Source organism: Streptomyces spongiae (assembly GCF_009377185.1).
Taxonomy (GTDB): Bacteria; Actinomycetota; Actinomycetes; order Streptomycetales; family Streptomycetaceae; genus Streptomyces; species Streptomyces spongiae.
This window is the reverse complement of the sequence record NZ_VJZC01000432.1, coordinates 1-8,597: the sequence shown is the minus strand read 5'-3', so window position 1 is coordinate 8,597 and position 8,597 is coordinate 1. Positions and strand designations below refer to the sequence as shown.

Here is an 8,597-nt window from a genome sequence, read left to right as displayed (position 1 = left end):
GGGCGGGGCAGCGGGGACCTGAGCGCGGAGACGACACGAGCGGGCGCACGGCGTCCACTCGGCGTGCGTGGCCGGCGGTCCGCAGCCCGCGGTTACGACGCCTGCGCGGCCCTGGTGCGTATCTGGAACTCGGTCCAAGGGACCAGGTCCATGCCGTCGTTGCACTCCTCGTACCAGCCCGTGCCGTCGAGCCAGGCGTGGAGCCACTCCGTGAGGGTGGGTGCGTCCACGTACCAGGCGTGGTCCGCCTCGTCGGCGTTCGGCTCGTAGAGCAGCACGGTGCCCTCGGTGGTGCGGCAGTCCACGCACGCGTACATTCCGCAACCCCAGTGGGATATGGGCAGTACGTGATCGGGCCAGGGCCACTCGGGGTCCTTGCGGCCGCTCTTCCGGTTGGCGAGGTACTGCGTGACGGCGGCGGGCTCGCCGGCGGGCGGGCTGTCGAGCAGGGGCAACAGGCCGTACTCAGGACCGAATCCACCGTCTCCTATGCGCAGGTAGAGCGCGGCGAGCAGCGGCGGCAGGGCGAATCCCAGGGCGGACTCGGCACGGGTGACGGCCGCCTCGTCCACGGGCGCGGGCAGCACGGGCCAGCCCCACGGGTGGGTGGTGCGGGCCTTGTCCGCCACACGGTCCAGCAACTGCTCGAACTCGGTCATGGGTTCATGATGCAGGCCGGCACTGACACTCGGGGCAGGCTGTGGACAAGCGGCTGTGGATAAGTGAGCGGGCGCTCAGCAGGAGGTCTGCGGTTGGCCCGCCCCGCGCCGCTCTACCAGCTGTGCGTGAACGCTTGGTCCGTGGGAACGATCTCACGTCCCAGGGGGAACAACGACACCGGGATGAGCTTGAAGTTGGCGATACCCAGGGGGATGCCGATGATCGTGACGCACAGGGCGATGCCCGTCACGATGTGGCCGAGTGCCAGCCACCAGCCGGCGAGGACCAGCCACAGCACGTTGCCGACGCAGGAGGGCGCGCCCGCGTCGCGGCGCTCGATGGTCGTGTACCCGAAGGGCCACAGGGCGTAGACGCCGATACGGAACGCGGCGACGCCGAACGGAATGCCGATAATCGTGATGCACAGCAGCAGCCCTGCCAGGAGGTAGGCGAGGAACAGCCAGAAGCCGCTCACGACGAGCCAAATGACGTTGAGGATTGTCTTCACTGTTGTCGACCTGCCATCTGCTCGAGACGGGCGATGCGCTCCGCCATCGGTGGGTGTGTCGAGAACATCTTGGAGAGCACCTGACCTGTGCGAAAGGGGTTCGCGATCATCATGTGGCTCGCGGTCTCGATGCGTGGCTCCGGGGGCAGCGGAAGCTGCTTGGTGCCTGCCTCGAGCTTGCGCAGGGCGCTCGCGAGGGCCAGGGGGTCGCCGGTCAGCTGGGCACCGGACGCGTCCGCCTCGTACTCGCGGGAGCGGCTGATGGCCAGCTGGATCAGGGATGCGGCGAGGGGGCCCAGGATCAGGATCAGCAGCATGCCGAGGATGCCGGGTCCCTCGTCGTCGTCGGAGCGGCCGATGGGGATCAGCCAGGCGAAGTTGACCAGGAACATGATCACCGAAGCGAGTGCACCGGCGACCGATGAGATCAGGATGTCTCGGTTGTAGACATGGCTCAACTCGTGGCCGATGACTCCGCGCAGCTCACGCTCGTCCAGGAGGCGCAGGATGCCGTCGGTGCAGCACACCGCCGCGTTGCGCGGGTTGCGTCCCGTCGCGAACGCGTTGGGCGCGTCCGTCGGGGAGATGTACAGGCGGGGCATGGGCTGGCGGGCCTGGGTGGAGAGCTCGCGGACCATGCGGTAGAGGGCGGGGGCTTCGAACTCGCTCACCGGGCGCGCGCGCATCGCGCGTAGAGCCAGCTTGTCGCTTTTCCAGTACGCGTACGCGTTCGTGCCGAGTGCGACGGCCAGCGCCACGATGAGGCCCGTACGCCCGAAGAAGCTGCCGATGAGGATGATGAGTGCGGACAGCCCCCCGAGGAGTACGGCGGTCCTGAGCCCGTTGTGCCGGCGGTGCACGGTACGCCCTCCAGGTCGTGCGGCAGGGGAACCCTTGCTTGCGGATGCTGTTGACTCCACTTCTCAGTGGACGCTCCCGTACTGGTCAACGCCAGGCGGGGAGCCCTAGTTCCCTTGTGCGTGCTGGGGCGCCTCGACCGTACGGGTGAGGGGCGCGGCGCCAGGCCCCACGCGCGCACGGTGGCTCGGGTGCCCCATGCGTGCGCGTGGATGCCGTGGCGGGTCAGAAGAGGCCGGTGCCGGAGAAGCGCAGGACCAGCTGGGGCGCTCCGGACAGAGCGATTGCGAAAACTCCGGTCAGGGCGATGGCCGCCGTCAGCGGAGCGGGTACGCGGTGCTTCTCGGGCTCGTCCTCAGGGGCACGGAACAGCAGGGCCGTCCATTGGAGGTAGTAGAAGAGGGCGATCACGACGTTGACGGCCATGACCACGGCGAGCCAGCCGAGGCCCGCGTCGACGGCCGCCGAGAAGACGGTGACCTTGGCGAAGAGGCCGATGATGCCTGGCGGGAGCCCGGCGAGGCAGAGCAGGAAGAAGCCGAGGAGCAGGGCGGTGAGGGGGCTGGCCGCGTACAGGCCGCGGTAGTCGCTGACGCGGTTCAGCGGCTTCGTGCGGGCCACGAGCGCGGCCACCGCGAAGGCGCCGAGGTTCACCGCCGCGTACATCAGGGCGTAGGCGACGGTGGAGCCGATCGCCTTCTCGGCGTCGTCGGAGTACGCGGCCGCCGCTATCGGCACAAGGAGGTAGCCCGCCTGGCCGACGGAGGACCACGCGAGGAGCCGTACCGCGCTGTACGCGCGCGTGGCCTGCTGCCGGAGGGCGCCGACGTTTCCGACGGTCATGGTGAGGGCGGCCAGCGCGGCGAGCGCGGGGCCCCAGACGTCGGCGTACGACGGGAGGGCGACGACGGTGACGAGTATCAGGCCGGAGAAGCCCACCGCCTTGCCGACGACCGACAGGTAGGCGGCCACGGGCAGCGGGGCTCCCACGTAGGTGTCGGGCACCCAGAAGTGGAACGGTACGGCGGCCGTCTTGAAGGCGAAGCCGATGAGGGTGAGGACGACGCCGGCTTGGGCGAGGGTGTGGAACTGACTGTCGACCTGGCGGATCCCGTCGGCGATCTCGGTGAGGTACAGGGTGCCCGTGGAGGCGTACACGAAGCTGATGCCCATCAGGCTCACGGCGGTCGCCGTGACCGAGGACAGGAAGAACTTCAGGGCGGCTTCGGAGGACCTCTTGTCGCCGTGCCGGATGCCGACGAGGGCGAAGGCGGGCAGGGAGGCGACTTCCAGGGCGACGATGAGGGTCGCCAGGTCGCGCGCCGCGGGCAGGAGGGCGGCGCCCGCGGCGGACGACAGCAGCAGGAACCAGAACTCCCCTTCGGGGAGTTCCTTCTTGGCGTCCTTCAGAGCCGTCATCGACAGCAGTGCGGCGAGGAGGGCACCACCGAGGACGAGGAACTGGATGACGAGCGTGAACCGGTCCGCCGTGTAGCTGCAGACGTCTCCGTCGCCGGTCAGGCAGAAGGTCGAGCGGTCGCCGTCCAGAAGGGGCAGCAGCGCGAGGGTGGACGCGGCGAGGCCCGCGACCGACACCCAGCCGAGGAGTGCCTTCTTGCTGTCGTCGACGAAGAGGTCGGTGACGAGTACGAGGAGTCCGACGACCGCCGCGATGGTGGGCGGCGCGATCGCGACCCAGTCGACGGACTGGACCACGGTCTGGGCCAGGGAGCTCATCGGGTGCCTCCTGCGAGGAGCTGCTGCACGGCCGGGTCGGTCAGGCCGAGGAGTGCCGCGGGCCAGAGGCCGGCGAGGACGGTGAGGGCGACGAGCGGGGTCCAGGCGGCGAACTCGTACGTCTGGACGTCGGTCAGCCTCGGGCCTTCCTTCGGGACGGCGCCCATGCAGACGCGGCGGACGACGACGAGCAGGTACGCGGCGGTGAGCAGTGTGCCGAACGCGGCGATCGCCATGAAGGTGAGGAAGGCGGGGCGGCTGAGGCCGTCGGCGGGCTGGAACGCGCCGAACAGCGCCAGCATCTCGCCCCAGAATCCGGCGAGGCCGGGCAGTCCGAGTGAGGCGACGGCGGCGAAGGCGAGCAGGCCGCCGAGGCGGGGCGCCTTGCCGTAGAGGGCGGCGCCGGTTTCCTGGGCAAGGGTGTCGAGGTCGGTGGTGCCCGTACGGTCCTTGAGGGCGCCGACCAGGAAGAAGAGCAGGCCCGTGATGAGGCCGTGGGCGATGTTCGCGAAGAGCGCGCCGTTCACGCCGGTCGGGGTCATCGTCGCGATGCCGAGGAGGACGAAGCCCATGTGGCCGACGGAGGAGTAGGCGATGAGGCGCTTGAGGTCGCCCTTGGCTCCCTGCTTGGCGAGGGCGAGGCAGGCCAGCGAGCCGTAGATGATGCCGACGACCGCGAAGGCCGCGAGGTACGGCGCGAAGGTCTGCATGCCGTCGGGTGTGATCGGCAGGAGGATCCGGACGAACCCGTACGTACCCATCTTCAGCAGCACGCCGGCCAGCAGGACCGAGCCGACGGTCGGCGCCGCGGTGTGGGCGTCCGGCAGCCAGCTGTGCAGCGGCCACATCGGCGTCTTGACCGCGAGCCCGATTCCGACCGCCAAAGCGGCGATGACCTGCACGGATGTGGTGAGCGACGGGTCGTTGTCAGTGGCGAGTGCCACCATGTCGAATGTGCCCGCCTTGATTCCGATCAGGAGCAGGCCCAGCAGCATGACGACGGAGCCGAGCAGTGTGTAGAGGATGAACTTCCAGGCGGACCGGGTCCGTTGCTCACCGCCCCAGCGGGCGATGAGGAAGTACATCGGGATGAGGACCATCTCGAAGGCGAGGAAGAAGAGCAGAAGGTCGAGGACGGCGAAGGTCGCGAGGGTGCCGGACTCGAGGACGAGCAGCAGCGCGACGAAGGCCTTCGGGGACGGGCCCGCGGGCATCTTGAAGTAGGAGTACAGCGCGCAGAGGAAGGTCAGCAGCGCGGTCAGGACCAGAAGGGGGAGAGAGATGCCGTCGATGCCGAGGTGGATGCGCACGTCGAGTGCGGGGATCCAGCTGATGTCCGTGCTGGCCTGCATCTTCGACGGATGGTCGTGGTCGAAGCCGAGCGCGAGGACGATCGCGGCGATGAGGACGACACCGGTCACGGTCACGCCGTGGCGGAGTACGGCCTGGTCGGGTGACTTCCCCTTCAGCCCCGGCGGGGCGGGCAGGAGAGCCGCGGCGGCGCCGAGGAGCGGGCCGACGACGACGAACGCCAGAAGGAACTGCATCACGGACTCGTTGATATCGATCACGCCTGCTCACGCTCCCGTGGCGGCGAGGACGACGGCTACCGCGAGGACGACGGTGCCGGCGAGCAGCGCGCTCACATAGGTCTGCACATTGCCGGTCTGGGCGCGCCGCACGGCCGCGCCGAGCAGTCGGGGGACGGCGCCGGCGCCGTGTACGTAGGTGTCGACGACCTCGCGGTCGAGGAACCGGACGAGACTCGCTCCGGCCTGGACCGGTCGGACGAAGAGCGTCGTGTACACGGCGTCGAGGTGGAAGCCGACAGCGGCGTGCCGGTGCAGTGGACCGAGCAGGAGCCGGCCCGGGTCCGCCGGGTCGGGGGCGGCGGCCACGTCCCCGTACGCGGGCGCGTGGCTCGCGATGGCCTCGGCCTCGACCTGGGCGGCGTCACCCTCGGGGTGGGCGGCGACCGCGCCCAGCGGGACACGGGCCGCCAGCGCGGTGGTGTGCTTCCAGGCGCCGTACGTCACCAGTCCGCCGACCAGGGCGACGCCCGTGCTGAGCACGGCCGTCGTGAGGGTCGGGGTCAGGTCGCGTCCGTCGAACCAGTCGGGCAGCGGTCCCGTGAGCAGGCCGAAGGCGAGCGACGGGACGGCGAGGAGCCACAGCACGGCGTTCATGGCCAGCGGCTGTTTGCCGTGGTCGGGGGCCTCGGCGCCCCGGCCGTGGAAGGCGAGCAGCCACAGGCGCATGGCGTACGCGGCGGTGAGCAGGGCCGTGAGCAGGCCGGAGACGAGGACGATCCAGCCGGCGGAGCCGGGGATGCCCGCGGCGTGGCCGGTGGCGACGTGTTCGGCGGCGCCGAGGACGGCCTCCTTGGTGAAGAAGCCGCTGAAGGGCGGGATCGCGGCGAGGGCGAGGAGCGCCACGGTCATCGTCCAGTATGCGTCGGGGACGCGGTCGCGCAGGCCCTTCATGCGGGACATGGCGGCCAGCGAGTTGGTGCCGGCGGCGTGGATGATCACGCCGGCCGCGAGGAACAACAGCGCCTTGAAGGCGCCGTGTGAGAGGAGGTGGAAGACGGCGGCACCGCGGTCGCCGACGGCGAGGGCGCCGGTCATGTAGCCGAGCTGGCCGATCGTCGAGTACGCGAGGACGCGCTTGATGTCGTCCTGGGCGAGCGCGGCGAGGCCGGAGCCGACCATCGTGACCGCGGCCATGACGGCCATGACGAGCAGGGCCGCAGAGGAGGCGGCGAAGACCGGGAGGAGCCGGGCGATGAAGTAGACACCGGCGGCGACCATCGTGGCGGCGTGGATCAGCGCGGAGACGGGCGTGGGGCCCGCCATCGCGTCGGGGAGCCAGGTGTGGAGCGGGAACTGCGCCGACTTGCCCGCCACACCGGCCAGGAGCAGCAGGGCGATGAGCGTCGGGTGGTCGAGTCCGCCGCTCGCGACCGCGCCCAGGACGGTCGTGATGCGGAAGGACCCGGCGTCCACGGCGAGCGCGAACAGGCCGATGAGGAAGGGGACATCGCCGAGCTTGGTGACCAGGAAGGCCTTGATGGAGGCGGCGCGGGCCTCCGGGGTCTCCCAGTAGTGGCCGACCAGGAAGTACGAGCAGATGCCCATGATCTCCCAGCCGACCAGCAGCACCATCAGGTCGCCGGAGTAGACGACGAGCAGCATCGCGGAGGTGAACAGGGAGACGAGAGCGGCGTAGGAGGGGTAGCGCGGGTCGTCGCGCAGGTAGCCCGTCGAGTAGATCTGCACGCAGGTCGCGACCAGGCCGACCAGGACGGCGACGAGTGCGGCGAAGCCGTCGATGTGCAGGGCGAGGTCGATGGGCACCGAGCCGGTGGGCGTGAGTTCGGTGGTGGCGTCGATGGCCCGGCCACCGCCGTGCCGTACGGCGACCAGCACGGCGAGCGCGAAGGCCGTGAGGGTCGGCAGGACGGCGAGGGGGCGGACGAACCCGGGGGCCGTGCGGCCCAGGAGCAGGCCGGCCGCGGCGCCGAGGAACGGAAGGAGGGGGACGAGGACGGCGAGGGTGGTCGTGGTCACGCAGTGGCCTCAGCCTTCTGGGCCGCGGGGGCTTCGCTGTCGGGGCTGCCGGTGTCATGGCCGTCGGTTTCGTGGCCCTCGGCGGTGTCGCGGAGCTTGTCGATGTCGGCGGTGCCGCGGTTGCGGTGGACGGCGAGCACGATCGCCAGACCGATGCCGATCTCGGCGGCGGCGATGGCGATGGTGAACAGGGTCAGGGCCTGGCCGGAGTGCAGGGTCTCCTCGGCGGCCTTGCTGAGCCAGACGTCGAAGGCGACGAGGTTGAGGTTGACGGCGTTGAGCATCAGCTCGACCGACATGAGGACCAGGATGGCGTTGCGGCGGGCGAGGACGCCGTACAGGCCCGTGCAGAAGAGGAGGGCGGAGAGCACGGCGGGGTAGGCGAGGTGCATCAGCGGGCCCTTTCCTTGTCTGCGTCTGCCTTGCCGCCGGTTGCCGTGTCGGCAGCGTTCGTCTTCGCCTTGCGGGAGAGGACGATCGCGCCGACGAGGGCGGCGAGGAGGAGGACGGAGAGGGCCTCGAAGGGGAGGACCCAGTTCTGGAAGAGGGCCTTGCCGGTGACCTCGGTGGAACCGGCGGCGGCGCCGTCCAGGTCGATCCATGTGGCGCGGAAGGCGTCGACGACGACCCAGACCAGGGCGGCCGCCGAGGCGACGGCCACGGTGAGGGCGGCCCAGCGGTTGCCGGAGTCGGCGTCCGGGGAGCGGCCGATGGGGGCCCTGGTGAGCATCAGACCGAACAGGAGGAGGACCACGACGGAACCGACGTAGATGAGGACCTGCACCCAGGCGATGAACTCGGCTGTGAGCAGGAGGTACTCGACGGCGAGGCCGCCGAGCGTGACCACCAGCCACAGGGCGGCGTGCACCAGCTGCCGGGTGGTGACGGTGACGATCGCGGCGCCGAGGGTGACCAGGCCGACGAGGAGGAAGGCGATCTCGACACCGGTCGGCGAGAGGAAGCCGTGGGTGTCGGCGGTGGTGGTCGTGGCACTGGCCGCCGTGGTCGTGGTGTGCGCCACCGTGGCGGCGGCTGCGGCGAGGCTCACGACTCTCCTTCCTGCGGCTTCGGAGTGGTGTCGGAGTCGGGCTCGGCCTCGGGCCGGGGCCGTGCCTGGGCCTCCGACTCGGCTTGCGCTTCCGACTCGGCCTGGGCTTCCGACTCGGCCTGCGCTTCCGACTCGGCCTGGGCGGCGGCGGCCAGTTTCTCCGCGGACTTGCGGGCCGCGGCGAGCTCCTTCGGTTCCTCCGCGCCGGGGTCGAGGG

General features: G+C 70.5%; 9 protein-coding genes. All 9 read right to left on the bottom strand.

Features of this window, described 5'->3' with window-relative positions; all coding sequences use genetic code 11:
* Positions 1-92 precede the first annotated feature (92 nt).
* Positions 93-659 (bottom strand): SMI1/KNR4 family protein, encoded by a 567-nt coding sequence (locus FNH08_RS37175; RefSeq protein ID WP_152775935.1) that lies wholly within the window; start codon positions 657-659, stop codon positions 93-95.
* A gap of 113 nt (positions 660-772) precedes the next feature.
* Complete coding sequence (locus FNH08_RS37170) at positions 773-1,168, bottom strand: YccF domain-containing protein (protein WP_322726113.1); 396 nt, start codon at positions 1,166-1,168, stop codon at positions 773-775.
* On the bottom strand, positions 1,165-2,028 hold the full coding sequence (htpX, locus tag FNH08_RS37165; RefSeq protein WP_322726112.1) for a zinc metalloprotease HtpX: 864 nt from the start codon (positions 2,026-2,028) through the stop codon (positions 1,165-1,167). Before htpX ends, FNH08_RS37170 begins: the two co-directional genes overlap by 4 nt.
* A 223-nt stretch (positions 2,029-2,251) precedes the next feature.
* Positions 2,252-3,763: an NADH-quinone oxidoreductase subunit N gene (locus tag FNH08_RS37160; protein WP_152775934.1), complete on the bottom strand. Its 1,512-nt coding sequence runs from the start codon at positions 3,761-3,763 to the stop codon at positions 2,252-2,254.
* Positions 3,760-5,334 carry a complex I subunit 4 family protein gene (locus FNH08_RS37155; RefSeq protein WP_322726111.1) on the bottom strand — a complete coding sequence of 525 codons (1,575 nt, stop codon included), beginning with the start codon at positions 5,332-5,334 and terminating at the stop codon, positions 3,760-3,762. The genes FNH08_RS37160 and FNH08_RS37155 overlap by 4 nt, the downstream gene beginning before the upstream one ends.
* A 6-nt stretch (positions 5,335-5,340) precedes the next feature.
* On the bottom strand, positions 5,341-7,332 hold the full coding sequence (locus tag FNH08_RS37150; protein WP_322726110.1) for an NADH-quinone oxidoreductase subunit 5 family protein: 1,992 nt from the start codon (positions 7,330-7,332) through the stop codon (positions 5,341-5,343).
* Positions 7,329-7,724, bottom strand: coding sequence for an NADH-quinone oxidoreductase subunit NuoK (gene nuoK, locus FNH08_RS37145; protein WP_152775933.1), 396 nt, complete (start codon positions 7,722-7,724; stop codon positions 7,329-7,331). The genes FNH08_RS37150 and nuoK overlap by 4 nt, the downstream gene beginning before the upstream one ends.
* Positions 7,724-8,380, bottom strand: coding sequence for an NADH-quinone oxidoreductase subunit J family protein (locus tag FNH08_RS37140; protein WP_322726109.1), 657 nt, complete (start codon positions 8,378-8,380; stop codon positions 7,724-7,726). Before FNH08_RS37140 ends, nuoK begins: the two co-directional genes overlap by 1 nt.
* Positions 8,377-8,597: hypothetical protein (locus FNH08_RS51135; RefSeq protein WP_194238739.1), on the bottom strand; the 221-nt coding region annotated here is incomplete at its 5' end. The genes FNH08_RS37140 and FNH08_RS51135, both read right to left, overlap by 4 nt.